Source organism: Actinoplanes sp. NPDC051470 (assembly GCF_040682035.1).
Lineage (GTDB): Bacteria > Actinomycetota > Actinomycetes > Mycobacteriales > Micromonosporaceae > Actinoplanes.
On record NZ_JBFBAA010000003.1, the window covers coordinates 394,900 to 415,296 of the forward strand.

General features: G+C 71.4%; 20 protein-coding genes. 8 read left to right on the forward strand and 12 right to left on the reverse strand.

What is annotated here, in order from left to right; all coding sequences use genetic code 11:
* Nucleotides 1–132: 132 nt before the first annotated feature.
* Complete coding sequence (locus AB0M54_RS08955) at nt 133–1,224, forward strand: crosslink repair DNA glycosylase YcaQ family protein (protein ID WP_364469977.1); 1,092 nt, start codon at nt 133–135, stop codon at nt 1,222–1,224.
* Here the strand turns inward: AB0M54_RS08955 and AB0M54_RS08960 are convergent.
* Entirely contained in the window at nt 1,217–1,864 is a 648-nt protein-coding gene (locus AB0M54_RS08960; RefSeq protein ID WP_364328042.1) for a ThuA domain-containing protein, read from the reverse strand. The genes AB0M54_RS08955 and AB0M54_RS08960 overlap by 8 nt on opposite strands.
* A 322-nt stretch (nt 1,865–2,186) precedes the next feature.
* Between AB0M54_RS08960 and AB0M54_RS08965 the strand changes: the two genes are divergently transcribed.
* Nucleotides 2,187–3,383, forward strand: coding sequence for a helix-turn-helix transcriptional regulator (locus AB0M54_RS08965; RefSeq protein WP_364469979.1), 1,197 nt, complete (start codon nt 2,187–2,189; stop codon nt 3,381–3,383).
* Nucleotides 3,384–3,398: 15 nt separating this feature from the next.
* Here AB0M54_RS08965 and AB0M54_RS08970 read toward each other — a convergent pair whose 3' ends face one another.
* On the reverse strand, nt 3,399–4,829 hold the full coding sequence (locus tag AB0M54_RS08970; protein WP_364328037.1) for an aldehyde dehydrogenase family protein: 1,431 nt from the start codon (nt 4,827–4,829) through the stop codon (nt 3,399–3,401).
* A 181-nt stretch (nt 4,830–5,010) separates the two neighbouring features.
* On the opposite strand from AB0M54_RS08970, the gene AB0M54_RS08975 reads away from it, so the two are divergent.
* Nucleotides 5,011–5,511: an NUDIX domain-containing protein gene (locus tag AB0M54_RS08975; RefSeq protein ID WP_364328034.1), complete on the forward strand. Its 501-nt coding sequence runs from the start codon at nt 5,011–5,013 to the stop codon at nt 5,509–5,511.
* On the opposite strand, the gene AB0M54_RS08980 is transcribed toward AB0M54_RS08975, so the two are convergent.
* The 5 genes from AB0M54_RS08980 to AB0M54_RS09000 form a co-directional block, all read right to left on the reverse strand.
* Nucleotides 5,444–6,202: an NAD-dependent deacylase gene (locus AB0M54_RS08980; protein WP_364469981.1), complete on the reverse strand. Its 759-nt coding sequence runs from the start codon at nt 6,200–6,202 to the stop codon at nt 5,444–5,446. The two genes, AB0M54_RS08975 and AB0M54_RS08980, sit on opposite strands and share 68 nt — an antisense overlap.
* 115 nt (nt 6,203–6,317) lie before the next feature.
* Nucleotides 6,318–6,866 carry a hypothetical protein gene (locus AB0M54_RS08985; protein WP_364328030.1) on the reverse strand — a complete coding sequence of 183 codons (549 nt, stop codon included), beginning with the start codon at nt 6,864–6,866 and terminating at the stop codon, nt 6,318–6,320.
* Between the two features lie 140 nt (nt 6,867–7,006).
* The gene (locus AB0M54_RS08990; protein WP_364469983.1) at nt 7,007–7,969 is read right to left on the reverse strand and encodes a helix-turn-helix transcriptional regulator; all 963 of its coding nucleotides are present in this window, start codon (nt 7,967–7,969) and stop codon (nt 7,007–7,009) included.
* Between the two features lie 107 nt (nt 7,970–8,076).
* Entirely contained in the window at nt 8,077–9,156 is a 1,080-nt protein-coding gene (locus AB0M54_RS08995) for a DUF3616 domain-containing protein (protein ID WP_364469985.1), read from the reverse strand.
* Between the two features lie 62 nt (nt 9,157–9,218).
* The gene (locus AB0M54_RS09000) at nt 9,219–9,791 is read right to left on the reverse strand and encodes a DUF642 domain-containing protein (protein WP_364469987.1); all 573 of its coding nucleotides are present in this window, start codon (nt 9,789–9,791) and stop codon (nt 9,219–9,221) included.
* Nucleotides 9,792–9,949: 158 nt separating this feature from the next.
* On the opposite strand from AB0M54_RS09000, the gene AB0M54_RS09005 reads away from it, so the two are divergent.
* Nucleotides 9,950–14,287 carry a glycoside hydrolase family 2 TIM barrel-domain containing protein gene (locus AB0M54_RS09005; RefSeq protein ID WP_364469989.1) on the forward strand — a complete coding sequence of 1,446 codons (4,338 nt, stop codon included), beginning with the start codon at nt 9,950–9,952 and terminating at the stop codon, nt 14,285–14,287.
* 4 nt (nt 14,288–14,291) lie between these two features.
* Here the strand turns inward: AB0M54_RS09005 and AB0M54_RS09010 are convergent, their stop codons facing one another.
* Both AB0M54_RS09010 and AB0M54_RS09015 read right to left on the reverse strand, forming a co-directional pair.
* The gene (locus AB0M54_RS09010) at nt 14,292–14,459 is read right to left on the reverse strand and encodes a hypothetical protein (protein WP_364328016.1); all 168 of its coding nucleotides are present in this window, start codon (nt 14,457–14,459) and stop codon (nt 14,292–14,294) included.
* A gap of 71 nt (nt 14,460–14,530) precedes the next feature.
* The gene (locus AB0M54_RS09015; protein WP_364328013.1) at nt 14,531–15,313 is read right to left on the reverse strand and encodes a sulfotransferase; all 783 of its coding nucleotides are present in this window, start codon (nt 15,311–15,313) and stop codon (nt 14,531–14,533) included.
* Between the two features lie 39 nt (nt 15,314–15,352).
* Here AB0M54_RS09015 and AB0M54_RS09020 point away from each other — a divergent pair, with 39 nt between their 5' ends.
* Complete coding sequence (locus tag AB0M54_RS09020) at nt 15,353–16,102, forward strand: hypothetical protein (protein ID WP_364328011.1); 750 nt, start codon at nt 15,353–15,355, stop codon at nt 16,100–16,102.
* Between the two features lie 117 nt (nt 16,103–16,219).
* Nucleotides 16,220–17,248 carry an RICIN domain-containing protein gene (locus AB0M54_RS09025; RefSeq protein WP_364469991.1) on the forward strand — a complete coding sequence of 343 codons (1,029 nt, stop codon included), beginning with the start codon at nt 16,220–16,222 and terminating at the stop codon, nt 17,246–17,248.
* 39 nt (nt 17,249–17,287) lie between these two features.
* On the opposite strand, the gene AB0M54_RS09030 is transcribed toward AB0M54_RS09025, so the two are convergent.
* Nucleotides 17,288–17,959, reverse strand: coding sequence for an SDR family oxidoreductase (locus AB0M54_RS09030; RefSeq protein WP_364469993.1), 672 nt, complete (start codon nt 17,957–17,959; stop codon nt 17,288–17,290).
* Between the two features lie 71 nt (nt 17,960–18,030).
* On the opposite strand from AB0M54_RS09030, the gene AB0M54_RS09035 reads away from it, so the two are divergent.
* Nucleotides 18,031–18,567, forward strand: a complete 537-nt coding sequence (locus AB0M54_RS09035) for a TetR family transcriptional regulator (protein ID WP_364469995.1) — start codon at nt 18,031–18,033, stop codon at nt 18,565–18,567.
* Here the strand turns inward: AB0M54_RS09035 and AB0M54_RS09040 are convergent.
* Complete coding sequence (locus AB0M54_RS09040) at nt 18,564–19,001, reverse strand: GNAT family N-acetyltransferase (protein WP_364328004.1); 438 nt, start codon at nt 18,999–19,001, stop codon at nt 18,564–18,566. The genes AB0M54_RS09035 and AB0M54_RS09040 overlap by 4 nt on opposite strands.
* A gap of 108 nt (nt 19,002–19,109) precedes the next feature.
* Between AB0M54_RS09040 and AB0M54_RS09045 the strand changes: the two genes are divergently transcribed.
* Nucleotides 19,110–19,388 carry a hypothetical protein gene (locus AB0M54_RS09045; RefSeq protein ID WP_364469997.1) on the forward strand — a complete coding sequence of 93 codons (279 nt, stop codon included), beginning with the start codon at nt 19,110–19,112 and terminating at the stop codon, nt 19,386–19,388.
* Here AB0M54_RS09045 and AB0M54_RS09050 read toward each other — a convergent pair.
* Nucleotides 19,374–20,324 carry an AraC family transcriptional regulator gene (locus AB0M54_RS09050; RefSeq protein ID WP_364327998.1) on the reverse strand — a complete coding sequence of 317 codons (951 nt, stop codon included), beginning with the start codon at nt 20,322–20,324 and terminating at the stop codon, nt 19,374–19,376. The genes AB0M54_RS09045 and AB0M54_RS09050 overlap by 15 nt on opposite strands.
* Nucleotides 20,325–20,397 lie beyond the last annotated feature (73 nt).

Sequence of the window (20,397 nt, forward strand, 5' to 3'; positions counted from 1 at the left end):
CGGTTCGGCCCGCTCGGCGCACGCGCGGCGGAAGATCGAAGTCAATCGTGCAAAGTGAGGGGGAAGATGAACCCGATCCATGATTCCTTCGTATTCAGAGAGACTGTCTTCCGGGCCCGCTAACCTGCCCGCATGGCCGTTCACCAGCTCACTCGCGCCGAGGCCCGGCAGATCGCGATCACCGCGCAACTGCTTGATCACGCACGGCCACCAGACCTGACCGCGGTCATCCAACGGCTCACCCTTCTGCAGTACGACCAGACGGCCGCCGTCGCGCCGAACGCCGACCTGATCCTCTGGAGCCGCCTCGGCCCGGCGTACGCGCCGGAAGACCTTGCCGCCGCGCTGGCCGGCCAGTCGCTGATCGAGCTGAACATGATGATCCGCCCGGCCGAGGACATCGCGCTGTTCCGCGCCGACATGGCCGACTGGCCCGGCCGCGGCGAGGTCAGCGAGTGGGAGGCGGCGCTGGAGGACTGGGTGGCCGCGAACGACGAGTGCCGCCGCCACATCCTGGCCCGCCTCTACGACGAGAACCCGCTGACCGCCCGCGCCTTCCCCGACCTGACCATCGTCCCGTGGCGCTCCTCGGGCTGGAACAACGACCGCAACGTGATCCGCCTGCTCGACCAGATGGCCGCCCGCGGCGAGGTGGCCGTGGTCGGGCGCCGCGGCCGCGACCGGCTGTGGGACCTCGCCGAACGCGTCTACCCCGACGACCCGCCGGTCCCGCCCGACGAGGCGAATCGCATCCGCGACGAGCGCCGGCTGCACGCCCTCGGCATCGCCCGGGCCCGCGCGACGGCCGTGCCCGGCGAGCCCAACCATGTGGGCGAGGCCGGTGAGCCGGCCACGATCGAGGGGGTACGCGGGAAATGGCGCGTCGACCCGGCGTACCTCGGCCGAGATTTCGAGGGCCGCACGGCGCTGCTGTCCCCGCTCGACCGGCTCGTCTACGACCGCAAGCGGATGACCGAGATCTTCGAGTACGACTACCAGCTGGAGATGTACAAGCCGGCGGCGAAACGGCGCTGGGGCTACTGGGCCCTGCCGATCCTGCTTAGTGACCAACTAGTCGGTAAGGTCGACGCCACCACCGATCGGGCCGCGGGCGTGCTCCGGGTCGACGCGATCCACGAAGACGTGCCGTTCGATCGGGCGGCGGTCCACGCCGAACTCGACGACCTGGCCGGCTGGCTCGGCCTCGACCTGCTGATCAAGTGATCCCGGCGGCCCACAGCAGCCCGCGCTCGGTGAGCGTCCGGGTCTGTGGCACGGCCAGATCGTCCGGCCCGTGCCCGAGCGTGCTCACGAAGACCCGCCCGGCGCCGTGCTCCCGCACCCACGCCATCGGCATCTCCACCCCCGCGGTCTCCGGGTAACCGTGCCCGCCGTCGAAGACGCTGGTGGCGAGCACGGTGAGCGAGGGGTCGACGTGGCCGTAGTACTGCTCGGTGTGCACGTCGACGTCGTCGAGCCCCGCCGCGATCGGATGGTCGTCCGCGAACCGCACCCGGTAGTCGACGAAATCCCCCGGGTGCACCAGAAACCGCCCGCCGACCATGAACTGGTAGCGCCACGCCTGGAACCCGACGGCCAGCACGCCACCGTGCCACCCCGCGAACCCGGCCCCGTCACGGACCCGGTCGACCAGCCCGTTCTCCTGCTCCTCGGTGAACTCGCCGCGTGTCCACGACTGCACGATCAGATCGGCGGCGGCGAGTTCGGCGCGGTCGGCGTACACCTCGAGGGTGTCGGCCGTTCGAATCTCGAAGCCGTGCCCTTCCAGGAAGCCGCGGAAGAGCTCGGTGCACGCCACCGGCTGGTGACCTTCCCACCCGCCGCGAACGATCAAGGCCCTCATCCCGCCGACGCTACCGCCCACAGCCAGCCACGATCAGTTCCGCCCCGCACGGTCCTCGGCGGGCACGAGGGGTTTTCTGGGTGACCACGCACGCAGAATGAAGGGCGCGGGCGGCCGTTATGGACGCGCCAGCGGCCAGGCTGATCGCGCCCGGCCTCGGCGGGAGCTGCGGTCTGCACCATCCACCCAGGTGCGACATGAAGCTCTTGACCGCGATTTGGGGTGGGAAGTCCACCTTGTCTCCCCCGATCGGGTGACCAGGGCGGATTGAGCGGTGCGGATGCGTACCACCACCCGTGGTGACCGTGGTTAGCGTCAGGTCATGGACACGCTGACCATCGGGGAACGGATCCGGCACCGGCGGCTGTTGCGGGGCTGGAGCGTACGCCACGCCGCGAGCCGGGCCGGGATCTCGCATGCCACCTGGAGCCGCATCGAACGGGGGCGGCAGGCGGCCGACAACCGGTTCGTGCTCGCGGACATCGCCACCGCGCTGGAGTGCTCGACCGTCGAGCTGGCCGGGATGTTCGTGCCGTCCGGCGACCGCAACGCGCTGGCCGCGCATGCCGGGGTGCACGCCATCCACCAGGCGCTGATCGAGACCGACCTGAACGAGCCCGCCGACCGGCCGGCGCTCACCGTGCAAGAGCTGACCCGCACCCTCGACCTGGTCGAGACGTTGCGGCGGGCCTGCGACTACGCGGGGGCCGCGCGCGTGCTGCCGGACCTGCTCCGCGATCTGCACGCGCTGGCCGAGGACCCGGCGCAGCGGCAGGTCGCGCTGCGGATGCTGTGCCACGCGACGTTCCTGGCGTCGGGCGCGGTGCGCAACCTGGGGCATCCGGCCGAGGCGTGGCTGGCCGCGGAGCGGTGCCGGGAGGCGGCGGCCGCGACGGAAGATCCGGTGCTGATCGGGTACGCCGGATACGCGCGAGCCAATGCCGCGCTGGCCGCCGACGCGTTCCAGCGCGGGCTGGCGATCGCCGGACGTGCGGTGGACGAGATGCAGCCTCATCTGGGCCTGCCGGGCGCCCTCGAGACGGTCGGCACGTTGCAGCTCGTCTCGGCGTACGCGAGCCGGGGTCTGAAACGGGTCGAGGACAGCCGCGGGTGGACGGCGGAGGCGGCGGGGCTGGCCGCCCGGACCGGCGAGAGCCCGGCGCTGGGGCTGACCTTCGGACCGACCAATGTGGACATCTGGCGGATCGGCATCGAGGTGGACGGCGGCGAGCCCGACACCGCGGCCGGCATCGCCGCGACCACCAACCCGGCCGTGCTGCCGTTCGGGTGCCGGCAGGTGTTCTACTACGCCGACGCGGGCCGGGCGCTGGCCGCCATGAAGGGGCGCGACCGCGAGGCGATCCGCTACCTGCTCACCGCGGAACGGGTGGCGCCGCAACACGTGCACACCTCGTCGACGGCCCAGGAGACGGTGCGGTCGCTGCTGGAACGCTCCCGGCGCGAGGCCGGCGGCGCCGAGCTGCGCGGATTGTGCGAGCGGATGCACATCGCGGTCTAGGGCGCATCCTGTCGATCAGCCGATGATCACGGTCTGGAGCTCGGTGAACGCCTCCATCGGGTGGGCGCCGCCGACCCGGCCGAGCCCGCTGTCCGATCCGGCGCGGCCGCCGAACGGCAGGTGCGACTCCCAGTAGTTGGTGGACTCGTTGATGTTGACCCAGCCGGTGCGCACCGCGTCGGCGAAGGCCAGCCCGGCGCTCAGGTCGGCGGTGTAGACGGCGGCGAGCAGCCCGTACCGCGACGCGTTGGTCAGCTCGATCGCCTCCTCGACCGAGCCGATGCCGACGATCGGGGCGATCGGTCCGAAGGTCTCCTCGGTCGCGGCGAGAGAATCCTGGGGTACGCCGGTGAGCACGGTCGCCGGCCAGTACAGGTCGGAGGCGAACCCGGTGGCCCGCGAGCCGCCGGTCAGCGCCTGGGCGCCCCGGTTCAGAGCGTCGGCGACGTGCTCGTCCATCTTGGCCGCGACGGCCGCGTTGTTCAGCGGGCCCATCGTGGTGGCGTCGTCCAGCGGGTCGCCCAGCCGGACCCCCTCGGTCACCGCCTTGGCCAGCCGCGCCGCGAAGTCGTCGCGCACCGACTCGTGCACGAGCAGGCGCTCGCCGGCCGTGCAGCTCTGCCCCGCGCAGAGGAAACACGCGGCGAGCGCGCCCTCCACCGCCCGGTCGAGGTCGGCGTCGGCCAGCACCACCAGCGGCCCGTTGCCGCCCATCTCGAGCAGCGTCGCCTTGCCCACGGCCGCCTCGGCGACCAGCCGCCCGGTGGCCGTCGACCCGATGAACGCGACCGCGTCGACGCCCGGGTGGCCGGCGATCTCGTTGCCCACCACCGCGCCCGGCCCGGTGACCAGGTTGAGCACGCCCGGCGGCAGGTCGGCCTCGGCCACACACTCGGCCAGCGCGCCGGCCGCGATCGAGGTGGTCGGGGCCGGCGTCCACACCACGGTGTTCCCCGACGCGAGCGCGGGCGCGATCAGTTCGGCGGGCATCGTGTACGGCCAGTTCCACGGCGTGATCACCCCGACCACACCGCGCGGCCGACGCACCAGCAGCGCCCGCTTGCCGGTGGACGCGGAGTTGGGCAGCAGGCCACCGAGCCGCTTGCCGTCCTCGGCGGCCATCCGCCAGTAGGCGACCAGCTCGTCCACCTCGTCGTACGCCTCGGCCCGCAGCGGCTTGCCCTGGTCGAGCGTCAGCGTCCGCGCCAGGGGGTCACGCCTCGACTCGATGACGTCGGCGACCCGGTGGAGGAGGGCGGCCCGCTCGAAGGCCGAGACCCGGGCCCACTGTGGCGCGGCCTTCCGGGCCGCCGCGATCGCCGCGCGGGCGTCGTCGCGATCTGCTTCGGGCACAGTGCCGAGCTCTTCACCCGTGGCCGGGCTGACGGCCACCGTGGTCGCCCCCGACGCAGCGTCCACCCAGGCCCCATCCACCAACATCCGCATGCGACCACGTTAGTGCCGGCGCCGTCCGGGCGAGCTGTGACCTTCACCGTGCCCGAACCCCTGTGGATAGCCACAGATCCGCCACATTTCCCGGCTACGTTGACACCCACCCAGTGCCGGGGTGGGGGTGGCGGCGGCCGCGCGCGCGAGCGAAACGATTTTGACAAGGTGGAACGACGCCGTGAAGGTTCTCCAGCAGGGTGTGTCGGTCTTCGTGGTGAACAGTGCGGGCTGGGTGCTGCTGCAACATCGGGACGAGAACGCGCCGACCTGCCCGGACATGTGGTGCCTGCCGGGCGGCGCGGTGGAGCCCGGTGAGGAGCCGGCGGCCGCGGCTGGTCGTGAGGTGCTGAAGGAGGCCGGCCTCGACGTGGCCGGCTCGTTGAGACCGCTGTTCTCGGGGCACATCACCGAGACCCTGGAGGCCGGGACCGGGACCCCTTACCTGGAGCACACCTTCGCGGCCACGACGCCGCGCGACGACTCCGATGTGCGGCTCGGCGAGGGCCGGGACATGAGGTTCCTGCCGGTGGACGTCATCATGGGACTCGACCTCGCGCCGTCGACGCGGCACTTCTTCGCCATCTATCTGGCGCTGGGCGCGCACGAGGAGGTCACGTCGACGGCCGGCTCTGGCGCAGCAGCGCCGGGAGGATCTCGGCCGACGGGCCGCGCAGGTTGACCCGGGCCACCGGGTCGAGCGGCGTCGGCTCGGGGTTGACCTGGATGACCGCGCCACCCATGCGGGCGGTGACCTGGGGGATCTCGGCGGCCGGGTAGACCAGGCCGGACGTGCCGACGCTGATCAGCACGTCCGCGTTGGCCGCGGCCTCGACGGCTGCCTCCAGGCCATCCGTGGGCAGCGCCTCGCCGAACCACACGACGCCGGGGCGGATCGGGGCGCCGCACCGGTCGCACGGCGGCGGCGTGATGCGGCCCGGTTCGCCGTCGGGCGCCGGCGACAGGGCGGCCGGCCGGGCGCACGCCGAGCAGCGAGGCGTGAACAGGCTGCCGTGCAGGTGCAGCACGCCGGTGGCGCCGGCGCGCTCGTGCAGGTCGTCGACGTTCTGGGTGATCAGCGTGGCGTGGCCGGCGTCGGCCAGGATCTCGGTGGCGGCGATGTGACCGGGGTTGGGCGCGACCGTGAGCGCCAGGGCGCGGCGCCACTCGTACCAGCCCCAGACGAGCGCCGGGTCCTCGTCGAACGCCTCGGGAGTGGCCAGTTTGGCGGCGTCGAACCGCTCCCACAGGCCGGTCAGCGCCTCCCGGAAGGTGGGCACGCCGCTCTCGGCGGAGATCCCGGCGCCGGTGAAGATGACCACGCGCTCGGCCGTGGCCACCAGGTCCGCGGCTTCGCGCAGCGTCTCGTCCATGGTCCAAGTCTCCCCGAGGGACTTTGTTCTTCTTCCCGCATCAACAAAGTGCCTGCTGACCGACCCGCGCCGGTCAGCAGGCGGATCGACAGCCTCGCCGGCACGACGGGCCGGCTCAGACGACGGGCCGGCCCTCCGCGCGCAGCGCCGCGATCAGCGCGTCGACCAGCTTGTCGCGGCCGTCGTCGACGTCCAGGGGCACGGTGATCGGCTTGCCCTCGGCCGGCACCAACTGATATTCGGCGACCTTGCCCGCCTTGTCGCCGGACTCGTGGAGCCGCCCCCGCAGCTCGGTCACCTCCGGCCACCGGATCGCCCGGATCGTCGTGTTGTGCTGGTAGACGAAGCCGCCGGACCACACGTAGTAGGCGCGGGCGCCGCGGATCAGCACGTACAGCACGTACACGATGCAGACGACCATCAGGAAGCAGGCGGCGAAGCCGAGCCAGCCGGCCAGCTTCTGGGCCGCGCGCAGCGAGAACTGCTCGCCGATCGCGGTGATGCCCCACAGCAGGCCGTAGCAGACCGCGCCCGCGCCCAGCCCCATCGCGGCGCCGACGAGCGGGTTCGTCTCCTTGCGCGCTTCCACCAGTTCGCCCAGCCCGCGGTCGCCGGCCGCGGTGACCACGCCGGGCGGTGCGGTGGGTACGGTTTCCTTCGTCATCATCGCTCCTGAGAGGTTGGTCGTCCTCACCAGGACAGCGGACACCGTGTGCGGCCGCCCGCAACACCGGACAACACCGGACCGGAGGGCCGTCCACCCCGGTCATCGGCTCGGGCACGCCGGACAACACCGGACGCCGGTCACCCCTGGACGGCCACCAGCCGGATGTCCGAGACCTCGACCTTCATCTCGGGCCGGCCGCCCAGCTGGAACATCAGCTCACCGGCGGGCGTGGTGACGGTGCCGATGAAGTCGAACGACCACGACCGCGCGGTGGCGCCGAGCGGGATCCGCTCGTAGAGCGACGCGGCGAAGGTGGGCGGCTGGTTGTCCTGCACCCGTACCCAGATCGTCTCCGCCCGGTCGGCCGACGCGCGGAACGACAGCCGGTACTTCCGCGCGGTCACGATCGACACGCAGCTGTGTACGACCAGCACGTCATAGGGCTCTTTCGAGCCCTCCTCCACGGACGCGTCCCACCGGTGCCGGTCGAAGGTCAGGGCCCGCACCCGGTCGGTGTTGGACCACCAGTCGGGCGCGTGCTGGGCGGTGTCGGCCGGTCCGTGGGTGGCGTCGATCAGGTCGGCGCCGACCGGCGGGACGGCGCCGGCGCACGGGACCGGGGCGGTGGAGGCCGGGGCGGCGACCGGACCGGCGGACGGCGCGGCGAGATGAGCGGACACCACGCCGGCCACCGCCGACAGAAGCACCGCGACGACGAGGGTGACCACGACGAGCGGCCAGCGCCGGGGCGCGGCGTAGGGCGGCGGTTCCATGTCCGGGGACGACGAAGGCGACGGCGAAGGCTGGGGTACGGGCTGGTGCCGGCGAAGTTCGTCGTACACCCGGACCATGACGTCGTGGCGGCGCCGCCATTGAGCCACGGCGGCGTCATCGCCACCGCACGCCCGGACGAACGGCTCGACGAACCGAGCGAAGTCGGGCGGCCGCTTGACCTCGCCGTTGATGATCGCGTACAGCTGGCCCCGGCTCATCGACAGGGTGGCGGCGAGCGCGGCCGGTTTGCGCCCGGCGGCGCGGCTGAGTTCCTTCAGTTCGGCGCAGAACGCGGCGACCGGCCCGGTGCTGGGCACATCAGACATGTCCGGATCCACTCCACCGGGTCAGCAGACATCGTCCACGGGCGATTGATCAGCATCAGACTAGATCATCATCGCCACGTATCGATTCCACTACACAGTGGATGGAATCAAGGCAGGTTGATCACGTCGGCGAGGACGATGTCGTCGCCGTGGAAGCGGGCCACCGCCGGGCTGTCGTACACGATCAGAGCCTGTTTGCGGTCGGCCGGGCCGATCAGGCCCATGCCCTCGGCGTGGTCGTCGCCCTCGCCGAAGGTGAGCTCGACCGCGCGCGTGATCAGCGCGTCGCGCACTACCGACGGCTGCTCCGCCCGCATCGCCTGGTGCCAGCGGTAGATCCGCACCGGGCCGTCCAGGTCCATCGTCGGCCCGGCCAGCACGAGCAGGTCCTCGCCGGCCGGGCACAGGTCGCGCACGCCCAGCCCGTTCAGATCAAGGACGTGTTTGCGGTACGCCCGGCCGTCGTCGAAGCGGCGCAGCTGGAGCCGGGCCGGCGAGGCCGGGTCGACGTACGGCCGCAGTTCCAGGACGAACGCCCAGCCGCGCAGCACCGGGCCGCGGAGACCCAGGTAGACCCGCTCGCCGTGGACCGCGATGCCCTCGATGTCGAGGCCATTGTCCTTGCCGGGGATGGGCAGGAACATGCTCAGGTGCTCGTCGTCGGCGAGCAGCTCGCGCAGGTTGTCGCGGGGCGCCAGCGCGGCGGCGTGGTGGGTCTCGCCGTCGGCTTCCAGGCTGCGTACCGGGGTGGGCAGGCCGTCGACGGTGGCGATCGGGAGGCGTACCAGGATCTGGCGGTTGTCCTGACCCACCACCCGGCCGAGCCGGCGCATCGCCTTCTCCCCCGCGTGCCTGGCCTTGATCTGCTTGCGCCGCAGGCCGTGCGAGCCGACCGCCCAGAGGAAGTGACCGTGCCGGGCGACGCCCTCGATGTCGGCTTCCTCGTCGGCGTCCTCGCCGGGCAGCTCGACGAAGTCGGCGAGCCGGAAGCTGGCGTCCTCGGCGTACTCCTGCGGCAGCACGGGGTCGTCGGCCACCAGGCGCTCGAGGGTGGCCGTCTCGTCGCCGGCGATCCACAGCACGTTCCCGTCGGACCGGACGGCCGAGAGGTTGGTGTGTGTCGCGCTGGCGCGGGACAGGTGCCCGAAGCGGAGCCGGACCGTGCGTTCCAGGGTCATGATCTCCATCGTCGCATCCCCGGGCACCTGTCGAACCAGCGTTCCGGCCAGAGCGAGGCCGGAAGAACGACCTAGTGGAAGTAGGCCGGGCTCAGCCGGACGTCATCGATGACCGGCCCGCAGTAACCGTTCGAGTTGCTGTTGATCGTCACCTTGGCGGTCTTGGAGAACCACTTGGTCTTGAACACGACCTGCTTGTAGTCGTAGTCCATCCACAGCTTGGTCGCGGGGGCGGCGACGAACCAGGTGACCTTCTTGCCGTCGATCCAGACGTCGCCGTACTTGAGGCCCTTGCCGCACTCGGGGTTGCCGGCGACCTGGAAGCTGAGCCGGTAGTTCACACCCGGGATGAGCTTCTGGTAGGTCCGGGTGATCGCCCCGGCCGAGCTGCCGGACAGGTCGACCGACTGCCGGCCGTGCGCGGCGTCCCAGTAGTTCTCCCGGACGACGTCGACCGAGCCCTTGCTGACCACCCACGGGCCGATCCAGTCGCCGGCGTTGTAGCTGGTGAACCCGTTGGCCGGGGCGGGCGGGAACTCGAACGAGTCGACGACCAGCTTGGCGGCGGCCTGAGCCGGGGTGGCGGCACCCGTGATGAGGGCCGCGGTGGCCACCGCGGCACAGGCGAGTCGGGAAGCCTTCATATCTCTCACTCCTGAATGTCGGGAACCTGGCCTACAGGAAAACCCGTCAAACGGGGTCAGAGCGGTTGAAACGCCCAAAATTACCGCTTAAAAGTCTTGACGGACGACCCCGAAAGAAGAAACATCGTTCATTGTCGATCTGTTACGGGGAGGTTGCCGTGCGTCTCGCTGCCGTCGTGCTTCTGATGACCGGGTCGCTCGCGGCGCCACCGGCCGCCGAGCCGCTCGACATCTACCGCTATCTCGACGATCCACAGCTCACCCAGGAGGGCCAGGAGGAGCCGCACGCCGACCTCCGGCCGTACCCGGACGAGCGGTCGGCCGCGGCCGACGTGACCGAGCGGAACGCGGCCAACCCGTACTCGATGTCGCTCGACGGCGCGTGGCGGCTGAAGATCTTCGACAAGCCGACCGACGTGCCCGCCGACTTCGCCGACCAGGCCGGCGACTGGCCGACCGCCCAGGTGCCGCACACCTGGCAGTCCGACTTCATCGACCACCCGATCTTCCGGAACATTCCCTCCGAGATCGTGCCGGACGACCCGCCGCGGGTGCCGCGCGACGTCAACCCGACCGGCGCCTACGTCAAGACGTTCACCGTGCCGGCCGAGTGGGACGGCAAGCGCACGGTCCTCCGCTTCGAGGGCGTGACCAGCAATTACCTGGTCTGGGTGAACGGCGAGTACGTCGGGTACGACCAGGGCGGCTACACCCCGGCCGAGTACGACATCACCGACCACCTGCGGCCCGGCCGGAACCAGCTGAGCGTCCAGGTGCACCGCTGGGGCTCCGGCGCCTACCTGGAGGACGTGGACCAGTGGCGCTACAGCGGCATCTTCCGCGACGTGTGGCTCTACCGCACCGAGACCAATCACCTCCAGGACGCGTACGTCACGACGGCCGGCGAGACGATGACCGTGCGGACCACCATCGCGGGAAGCGGTCAGGTCACCGCGAAGCTCCTCGACGAGAAGGGGAAGCTCGTCGCCACCGGAACCGATCGCCTGACCGTGCCGGGCGCGAAACGCTGGAGCGCCGAGGAGCCCAACCTCTACACGCTGATCCTCCAGCTCACCAGCAACGGCAAGGTCGTGCACACCACGTCGCAGGCGGTCGGCTTCCGTGACCTCGAGGTCCGGGACAAGCAGATCCTGGTCAACGGGAAACGCATCCTGATCAAGGGCGTGAACCGCGCCGAGACCAACCCGGACACCGGCCGCGCCGCCACCCGGGAGTTCATGAAGCAGGACGTCTTCACGCTCAAGCGCCTGCACGTCAACGCGGTCCGCACCTCGCACTACCCGAGCGATCCGTACCTCTACCGCCTCGCCGACAAGTACGGCATGTACATCGACGACGAGGTCGACATCGAGACGCACAACCACGAGAGCTGCCCGAGCCAGTGCCTGGCCGACCGTCCGGAGTGGCAGGCCGCGTTCGCCGACCGGTTCCGCGGGATGGTCGAGCGCGACAAGAACCACCCGAGCGTCATCTTCTGGGACACCGGCAACGAGGCCGGGCTGGGCGCCGCGCACTACGCGATGGCCGCCTGGGCCGACGCCCACGAGCCGACCCGCCTGCTCTACCACCAGTCCAACAGCCCGGACGGCGACGCGCCGTTCGCCGATGTGGACGGTCCGCGCTATCCGACGCCGGCCCGGCTGGAGGCGCGGACGCAGAGCAGCGCCAAGCCGATCGTGATGGGCGAGTACGCCCACGCGATGGGCAACAGCCTCGGCAACTTCGACGAGTTCTGGGCGCTGGCCCGCCGATATCCGTCGATGCAGGGCGGCTTCATCTGGGACTGGGCCGAGCAGAACCTGCGCCAGCCGCTCTACTTCGTGGGCGAGAACGCCTTCCTGGTCGGCAAGCCCACGGTGGCGGACGGCGCCGTCGACCTCTCCGGCCTGGACGACTTCGTCGACACCTTCCGCTCCCCCGCCCTCGACCTCACCGACGCCGTCCGGCTCGAGGCGCGGGTCAAGCCGGGCGCGTGGTCCGGCAGTTTCCCGATCCTGACCAAGGGCCTGGGGTACGCCGTGCAGATGCGCGACCGGGACACCCTGGAGTTCGGCGCCGACATCGGCGGCTGGACGACCGTGGCGGCCGACGTCCCGGCCGACTGGTACGACACCTGGCACACGGTCAGCGGCTCCTACGACGGCTCGGCGCTGCGCCTGCTCATCGACGGCGTCCAGGTGGCGACCGCGGCGAAGACCGGGAAGATCGACCCCGGGCTGTACGAGGTGCAGATCGGCCACAACGCCGAGACCCAGCTGGACAACGACCTGTGGAGCGCGCGCACCGGGCACGGGCAGGTCGACTACGCCCGCGTCTACGGCGCCGGCGCCGACCCGGTGCTGGCCCTCGAATTCGAGTCGGCGCAGCGCCGCGGCGACTTCCTCAGCCTGGGCATCAGCCTCTCCGGCACCGACGGCCTGGTCGGGTCGGACCGCTACCTCCAGCCCGAGACGCAGGAGATGGCCTGGGCGCAGTCCCCGATCCGCGTCTCGCAGGTCTCGCCCACGGTCGTGCGCCTGACCAACGAGCAGCAGGCCGGCTCGCACTCACTGCGCGTGACGTGGAAGCTGACCGAGGCCGAGCGATTGCTGCGCAAGGGAGAAAGAACGTTCGTTCTCGCTCCGGGCGCGAGCGCCGACGTGACGGTTGATCAGGCGCCGGCCAACCCGCACGACCGCGAACGCTTCCTCACGGTGCAAGCGCTGAGCGCCCGGGCGACCGAGTGGGCGCGCGCCGGGTGGGTGCTGGGTCAGGGTCAGTTCGCGGCCGGCGGCCGGGCGGTTCCCGGTGTTCTCCCGGCTCCGGTACGCGGGGCGCCCAAGCTCACCAGCACCGCCGGCACGATCACGGTGAGCGGGGACGACTTCCGGTACCGCTTCGACGGCGGCACCCTGGCCTCGATGCGGGCCGGCGGCCGGGAGCTGCTGAAGGGCGGGCCGGCGCTGTCGGTCTACCGCCCGCCGACCAGCAACGAGACGTACGACTGGAATGTGAACGACGGCGGGGTCTGGCACGACATCGGCCTGGACGCGTTGTCACACACGGTCACCTCGGTGCACACCTCGGCCGAGCCCGACGCCGCGGTCGTCGAGGTGGTCGAGCGGTACGCCGGGAAGACCATCGCGTTCGACCAGACGCTGCGCTACCGGATCGACCGGAACGGTACGGTCACGCTGCGGCAGCAGGTCACGCCCTCGGGCTCCGGGACGGCTTCCCTGCCGTACCTGCCGCGGGTGGGTCTGTCGGTGAAGGTCCCGGACGCGATGCAGAAGTTCGCGTTCTACGGGCGTGGCCCGCACGAGACCTACAACGACCGGAAGTCCGGGGCGGCGATGGGCGTCTACCGCAGCACGGTCGCCGACGAGTACGTGCGGTACTCGCGGCCGCAGGCGTACGGCAACCACACCGACGCGCGCTGGGCCTCGCTCACCGACGGCCGCGACGGGCTGCTGGTCGGCGGCATGAACGACGTCAGCGTGACCGCGTACGACGAGCTGGCCCGGGCCGAGTACGACCACCAGCTGCCCCTGGTCAAGAACCGCGGCTGGGTCACGCTGCACGCGCTGGCCGGTGAGACGGGCATGGGCGAGACGCCGAACTCGGTGCTCCCGCCCTACCGCCTGCCCGCCAACCGCCCGTACGCCCAGGAGCTGGTCCTTCGCCCGCTGACCACCGGCGAGGCGGCCCGGGGCGGCGTGCCCGACTCCGACGTGCCGGCACCCTGCCCGCCGACCGTCGGCCTGAACGCGCCGGACACGGTCACCCCCGGCACCCCGGCGACCGTGGACGTGACCGTGACCGCTCGCTGCGCCGAAGGCCTGACCAGCGCCACGGTCACGCTCGACGTGCCGGACGGCTGGACCGTGACGCCGCCGTCGGTGTCCCTCGGCGGCGACGGCACGGCGTCGTTCCAGGTCACCGCGCCGGCCGGCACCGACGTGGGCACTCATCAGCTCACCGCGACCGTGGTCAGCACGACACCCAGCGGCTTCACCTCGACCACCACCGCGTCGGCGACCGTGGCGACGCCGCTGCCGCCCGGTTACGCCTGGCTGAGCGACCGGCCGTTCGAGGCGGTCAGCAACGGCTGGGGGCCGGCCGAACGGGACCTGAGCAACGGCGAGCAGGCGGCCGGGGACGGCGACACGCTGAGCATCGCCGGTCGGGCGTACCCGAAGGGTCTGGGGGTTCACGCCCTGTCGGTGGTCCGGGTGCCGCTGGGCGGGAGCTGCACACGCTTCCGCGCCGACGCGGGCGTGGACGACGAGACCGGCAGCGGCGGCTCGGTGCTCTTCTCGGCCTGGCTGGACGGGCGGCAGCTCACCCAGACGGCCCGGCTCACCGGCGACGGCGCGGCCGTTCCGATCGACGTCGACCTGACCGGCGGCAGCACCCTCGAACTGCGGGTGACCGACGCCGGCGACGGCAACGGCCTGGATCACGCCGACTGGGCCGGTGCCCGCCTGAGCTGCTGAATCCCTACCAGATCGCGTCGGCGCCCGCCGCGGCCAGCGTGGCGCCCGACGCGATCAACAGAACGGTGCAGAGCTTGCGCAGACGCGGGCTGTTCCCGGCGTTCGGGTTTTCCAGGGCCGCGAGCAACACGCCGGCGCCGGCTGCGAGCGCCATACCGGCGACAGCAATCATGGGTCCACGGTGGCCGACCAGCCCGTACCGGTAAACCACCGACACATGACATTCAGGCAATCGGGGGGTAATCATCTGCCATCCGTCGCCGGATACGCGCTGTGCTTCGTACCCAGCACCTCACGCACCGTTGCCTCGTCCATCGGCTCGCCCAGGAAGTCGAACAGCGCGCGCACGTTGGCCAGGCCGTCGTCGATGTCGTCGTAGCTGAAGTGGTGGTGCCGGTCGTCGGCCGGGATGTTCCACAGCCGCTCGTCGGCCGCCCGGATCGTCTTCTCGGCGTTCCGCTTGTCCGGCCACCAGCCGCTGCGGGCCACCGCGGCCGGGTCCCGGTGATTGATCACGATCCGCGGGTCGGGGAACGAGCGGCGCAGCCAGGCGACGTATTCGGCCAGGTCGGGGATGTGCACCGGGGTGTAGCGGATCTCCTTGAAGCCGAGCACCCGGTCGCCCGGCTCGGGACGCAGGACGTTGCTGACGAAGTTGTTCAGCAGGCCGGCCCGGAACCGGTTCTCCCGGACCCGCGGGGTGCCGTACCAGGGGCTGAGCGGGCTGAGATGATCGGCGCCGGAGAAGCTCTCCCGGGCCTTGGCGATCGCGGCGTCGGCCTGGTAGATCCGGTAGAGGGCGCTGTAGTTCTCGCCGCGCACGCGGTAGCCGGGGATCGAGTTGAGCAGGCCGGCCAGCAACGTCGAGCCCGAGCGGCCGTAGGTGAGCACGAACAGGTACTCGTAGTCGGCCACCACGCCGACGTGCCTGCTCGCGACCCGGATGCCCCGGCGCACCAGCCGGGTGCCGCCACGGCGCAAGGGGGAAAGCGCTTTTCGTACCTGCTGGGGGATGTGCTCACGCATGGTGAGTGAACGACCCGTTGCGCGGAGAGGACGCGGGCCATGGTTTTCCCGGGCTATCCCGGCAATGTTCCGTCACCGTCGGCGGACGGGCCGGAGGGCTACACGTACGCGGCGGTCCTGCTCCGACCGGCCGAGGTCGGCGCCGCGCTACGTGAGATCCGGTTCAGCGGCTGGGTCGGCGCGCCCGAGAACGGCTGGCTGCCCATCGTCACCGCCTCCGGGGCCGGGACCGTCGCGGCCGGCCGGCGGGGCGTCGTGGGGGTCGCCTCGTTCCTCGCCGAGCGGCTGGGCGGGACCGTGCTGGCCGTCCGGGTGCGCGCCGACCGGCAGCTGCTGCTCGCGGTCTGGGTGGACGGCGAGGAGGCCGGGCGCTATCTGAGCGATCCCTCCCGCGAGCCGGGTGCGGAAGAAGACGTTCTCGATGATCCGTACGGAACTCAGCACGCGGCCGCCTTCGCCGCGGCCCTCGGCAACCCCTCCGCCGCCGCCGACCTGGCCGAGTTGCTGTCCGAGCGGCTGGACACCGACAGCATGATCGAATCGGAACGGCTGTCCCGGGTGCTGCGGATGTTCGGGCTGCCGACCTGGCTGGTGGCCGCCGCGTCGCTGCCGAAGGACATTCCGACCGGCCCGTCCCGGCGGGACTTCACCCGGCTCGGCGCCGGGCGCCCGGGACCGCTCGGACGGCTGCTCGGCCCGCTGCTGAACGTGACCAGAAAGCGACGCCCGCCACCACCCGCGGTGACCGACCCGCCGCGCGGCGGACAGCTCGATCCGTGGCTGCTCTGACGTCGACATTTGCCCTACCAGGCAGGTTACGTCCGTCGTCTGATTGAAACGTGACTATTGACCTTGATCCCGGTATTTTGCCGCCCGGTGGTATCGACGGCCGGGATGGTGGGAGCAGTGCGCGACTTCGAGGACTACTCGGGCTATGGGGATCCTCCGTCGACGCCTCCTTCGGGCGACAACGTCCTCGTCCGGCCGTACATCCCGCCGGACTCCCCCGACTACAGCCTGCCCGAGGGCGGCGCCTTCCCGGAGGAGCCCGATTTTCCGGAAGACACCTTTCCGGAGCAGCCCGATTTCGAGCGCCCTTACCAGGACGATCCCGAGCAGACCGGCCCGGTCTTCGTGCCCGACCCCACGCCCATGGTGCTGCCCGGCGACAGCGACCGTGAGCCTCCGGTGTCGCACGTCAACCCCGAGTCCGACCGCCGGCAGATGGTCTGGCTGATCGGCTCCGGGCTCGCCCTGGTCATCGCGGTCGCGGTCACCATGTTCGCGCTCTGGCCGGGCAACGAGGAGGAGACCCCGACCGCCGCGGCGCCGCGCCCCGCACCGCCCGCGGCCGGGCAACCCGGCTCACCGGAGGGTTCCGCCCCCGCCGGCGCCCCCTCGGCCGGCCCGTCCAAGGGCTCCGCGTCACCCTCCGCGACCGGCGCCAAGGGCAGCGCCGCGACCAAGCCACCGGCCGCGCCCGGCATCAACACGCCGAACTTCCCCCTGCCGCCCGCCGGCAACGGAAACGGCAACGCTCCGCCCACGCAGACCACCCCGCCGGCCACCCTCGCGCCGCCGCCGGCCGCGGACCGTGTCGGCCCGGTCGTGGCCGCGTCGGGCAACTGCCTCGACATCGACGCCGGCATCCTGCTGCTCGGCGACGAGCTGGTGGCCCGCGACTGCAACAACACCTCGTCGCAGCGCTTCACCCTGGCCAAGGACGGCACCCTGAGGGTGGGCGGCTCCTGCGCGGTGCAGGAGGGCGGCGAGGTCAAGATCCGCGTCTGCAACAACGCGGCCGCCGGCCAGTGGCGCGCCGGCCCCGGCAACACGCTGGTCAACAACGGCTCCAAGCAGTGCCTGTCCAGCAACGACAACGACGTGGCCGTGGTGGCCTGCGGCGGCTCCGGCCAGAACTGGGCACTGCCCTAGGCGGTTGTACCACCCGGCCTCGTTTGACCGGGCCTCGCGTCAGGCGGCCAGGCGGCTCTTCACGGCGCGGGTGAAGTCGTCGGCGATCACCTCGGGCGCGCCGTCGGCCACCCCGTCGAGGGCGAGGGCCGCGACCAGGGCCGGGTCGGTCTTCTGGCCGGCGGGCACGGCCGCGGCCATGTCGGTGTCCATGAAGCCGACGTGCAGCGCGGTGACGGTGATCTTCCGGTCGGCCAGGGTGGCGCGCAGGGCGTTGCTCAGCGCCCACCCGGCGGCCTTGGCCGAGCCGTACGCGCCGAAGCGCGGCGGGTGCGTCCAGGACAGCACGGACAGCACATTGAGGATCGCGCCGCCGCCGTTCCCCTCGATGACCGGCACGAACGCGCGGGTCACGCCGAGCGTCCCGAAGTAGTGCACGTCCATCTCCCGCCGGATCTCGGCGAGGTCGCCGGTGAGCAGGTCGGCGCCGGTGTCCACCCCGGCGTTGTTGATCAGCAGGGTGACGTCCGGCGCGGCCGCGACGGCCGCGACGATCTGGCCGGGGTCGGTGACGTCGAGCCGCACCGGGATCACGCCCGGCAGGTCGACCGATTCCGGGTCGCGGGCCCCGGCATAGACCTTGGCGCCGCGATCGGCCAGCTGAGCGGCGAGGGCACGGCCGAAGCCGCGATTCGACCCGGTGACGAGAGCAACTGCGTTCTGGAGATCCATGCCCTTTAGATTAGGCACGTCATCTAATAGCGGCAAGGTGATAGATGACACCAGACATCTATACTGGGCGGATGGGACGGGTATCGCAGGCACAGGCACGGGAGAACCGGGAACGCGTCGTGGAGGCCGCCGGCCGGCTCTTCCGCGAACGAGGCGTGGACGCGGTCAGCGTGGCCGACGTGATGGCCGAGGCCGGGCTGACCCACGGCGGCTTCTACAAGCAGTTCGCGTCCAAGGAGGCGCTGGTCGCCGAGGCCGTGCAGACCACGTTCGCCCAGCAGCGGGCCGAGCGGGCGAACACCGCCCTGTCGACGTTCTTCGACGACTACCTCTCCCCCGCCCACCGGGACCGGCCCGGCGCGGGATGCTCGGCCGTCGCCCTGGCCCCCGACGTGGCCCGGGAGCCCGCCGACGCCGCCGCCCGCGCGAACTTCACCGACGCCATCGGGCGCTACGCCCGCTGGCTGGCCGGTGACGAGGGCGAAGACCTGGTGACCCTGAGCCTCCTGGTCGGCGCGGTCACCCTGGCCCGCGCGACCGCCGGCGCCCCGGTCTCCGACCGCATCCTGGCCGCGGCCCGCGAGGCCCTCACCGAGCCCCGCCCTTAGAGGCTCTTGAGGAAGCGGGCGCTGGACGAGCAGATGTCCTCGTACCCGAGCTGCTTGTAGAACTCGTGGGTTCTCGTCCGGTAGCGGCTGCTGGTGACCTCCAGCTTGACGCAGCCGGCCGCCCGGGCCTGCTCCTCGGTGGCCCGGACCATGGACTGACCGACACCCAGGCTGCGGTAGCGCTCGTCGACGACCAGGGCGATCAGGCGCCCGAGGTATCCGGTCACCTCGAGCAGCGGCATCATCGCCAGCGCCGCGACGCCGACCAGGACGCCGTCGTCGTCGGCGCCGATGAGCCGGCCCGAGGGGGCGTCGAGCCAGTGGTCGAGCCGCTCGTGCACGGCCGCCTCGGTGGTCGGATAGCCGAGTTGGTCGAGCAGCGGAACGAGTCGGGCCGCGTCCTGCCGCCGGACCGGGCGAAGCTGTACATCCATTCGAAGAAGTTTGGCAGTTTCCCGCAACCGTCAGGAGGGTGTCCGGATGATGCTGCAGGAACTGCGCGCGGTCGACGCGCTCGAGCAAAACTTCACTAAGGTGTCGCCATGGGGGACGGCTTGGGTGACGGGCTGGCGCTGCGGCTCTGCCGGGCTCGTGACCTGGCCGCGTTGATCGGGTTGCTCGCCGTCCTCGAGGGTGAGCTGATGGTCGGCGGGGTGTCGTCCCATCTGCTCGGGCGGCTGCGCGAGCGGCTGGCCCACGAGGGGCTGATCGCGCCGGCCGCGACCGAGGACCAGCTGCGTCAGGCGATCCACGACCTCAATCAAGGCCTGCGGTACGCGCTGGGCGAGTTCGACGAACCACCATCGTCAGCGGGCAGGTGACAGAGATCCGCGGAGCGGCGGGGCGTCCCACGTACGCAACCGCACGGCGTTGTTGGTGAAGCGGGACCGGTAGGCCGAGGCGCTCAGCCCGAAGTGGGCCCGGAAGCGGCGGGCGAAGTAGTTCTGGTCGGGCCAGCCGACCGACTCGCCGATGCGGGCGATCGGCTCGTCCGTACGCAGCAGCTGGGTCGCCGCCAGCTCGACGCGATGCCGCGCCAGATAGGCGATCGGCGGCAGCCCGGTCGCGGACTTGAACAGCCGGACCAGGTAGCCGGGCGCGAGGTGGAGCGCGTCGGAGAGCTCGGCCAGCGTCCACCGGTGGGCCGGGCGGTCCTCCATCATCCGCATCGCCTCGACGACCGCGGGATGGGTGGCGTGCACGACGCCGGCCAGCACGTCGCCGCCGTCGACGATCACCGCTCGGGCCAGGGCGCTGAGGAACAGCGACAGCCGGCCGATGACGTCGCCGCGGAAGAAGCTCGTCGGCTTGGTCCGCAGGGCGCTGAGCGCGTCCAGGTGGCTGACGCACTCGGCCAGGTCGGCCGGGCCGAGGTGGGCGGTGAGGATGCCGCGGCGCTGACCGGAATAGGGGCCCGACCAGAGCAGGTAACCGAGCAGCGGGTCCTCGCGGGTCCAGGACAGTTCGTGCTGGAGCAGCTCGACCGAGAAGCAGCAGTTGTACATGTCGAGCTGCCGGCAGTCCTCGTACCCGTGCCACACGCCGGGCCGCAGCAGCACCACGTCGCCGACGCGCGTCTCCTGCCGGCCGGCCAGGCTGTGGTGCACGCCGTGACCGGACATCACCAGGGCGACCTCGACGAAGCTGTGGGTGTGGGTGGGGCAGACACCGTCGTGTTGCCAGTGGCCCGCGTAGGCCATGGCGCCGTCGGTCAGATGCATGAGATCGGTTGACGTGTTGACCGGCAACTCCCTCATCGACCGAGTATAGGGCGGTTCCGGAACCGGTCCCAGGTGAAGTTCGTGCTAGTACCGGTCAAGTCTGGGCTAG

Bases quoted from the DNA above. Each gene is read 5' to 3' on its own strand.
- AB0M54_RS08955 (WP_364469977.1), top strand. From the start codon at position 133: ATGGCCGTTCACCAGCTCACTCGCGCCGAGGCCCGGCAGATCGCGATC.
- AB0M54_RS08990 (WP_364469983.1), bottom strand. From the start codon at position 7,969: ATGTCTGATGTGCCCAGCACCGGGCCGGTCGCCGCGTTCTGCGCCGAA.
- AB0M54_RS09010 (WP_364328016.1), bottom strand. From the start codon at position 14,459: ATGATTGCTGTCGCCGGTATGGCGCTCGCAGCCGGCGCCGGCGTGTTG.
- AB0M54_RS09035 (WP_364469995.1), top strand. From the start codon at position 18,031: ATGGGACGGGTATCGCAGGCACAGGCACGGGAGAACCGGGAACGCGTC.
- AB0M54_RS08980 (WP_364469981.1), bottom strand. From the start codon at position 6,202: ATGGACGAGACGCTGCGCGAAGCCGCGGACCTGGTGGCCACGGCCGAG.
- AB0M54_RS09000 (WP_364469987.1), bottom strand. From the start codon at position 9,791: ATGAAGGCTTCCCGACTCGCCTGTGCCGCGGTGGCCACCGCGGCCCTC.
- AB0M54_RS08965 (WP_364469979.1), top strand. From the start codon at position 2,187: ATGGACACGCTGACCATCGGGGAACGGATCCGGCACCGGCGGCTGTTG.
- AB0M54_RS08960 (WP_364328042.1), bottom strand. From the start codon at position 1,864: ATGAGGGCCTTGATCGTTCGCGGCGGGTGGGAAGGTCACCAGCCGGTG.
- AB0M54_RS09045 (WP_364469997.1), top strand. From the start codon at position 19,110: ATGGGGGACGGCTTGGGTGACGGGCTGGCGCTGCGGCTCTGCCGGGCT.
- AB0M54_RS09015 (WP_364328013.1), bottom strand. From the start codon at position 15,313: ATGCGTGAGCACATCCCCCAGCAGGTACGAAAAGCGCTTTCCCCCTTG.
- AB0M54_RS09040 (WP_364328004.1), bottom strand. From the start codon at position 19,001: ATGGATGTACAGCTTCGCCCGGTCCGGCGGCAGGACGCGGCCCGACTC.
- AB0M54_RS09020 (WP_364328011.1), top strand. From the start codon at position 15,353: ATGGTTTTCCCGGGCTATCCCGGCAATGTTCCGTCACCGTCGGCGGAC.
- AB0M54_RS08985 (WP_364328030.1), bottom strand. From the start codon at position 6,866: ATGACGAAGGAAACCGTACCCACCGCACCGCCCGGCGTGGTCACCGCG.
- AB0M54_RS08970 (WP_364328037.1), bottom strand. From the start codon at position 4,829: ATGCGGATGTTGGTGGATGGGGCCTGGGTGGACGCTGCGTCGGGGGCG.
- AB0M54_RS08995 (WP_364469985.1), bottom strand. From the start codon at position 9,156: ATGGAGATCATGACCCTGGAACGCACGGTCCGGCTCCGCTTCGGGCAC.
- AB0M54_RS09050 (WP_364327998.1), bottom strand. From the start codon at position 20,324: ATGAGGGAGTTGCCGGTCAACACGTCAACCGATCTCATGCATCTGACC.
- AB0M54_RS09030 (WP_364469993.1), bottom strand. From the start codon at position 17,959: ATGGATCTCCAGAACGCAGTTGCTCTCGTCACCGGGTCGAATCGCGGC.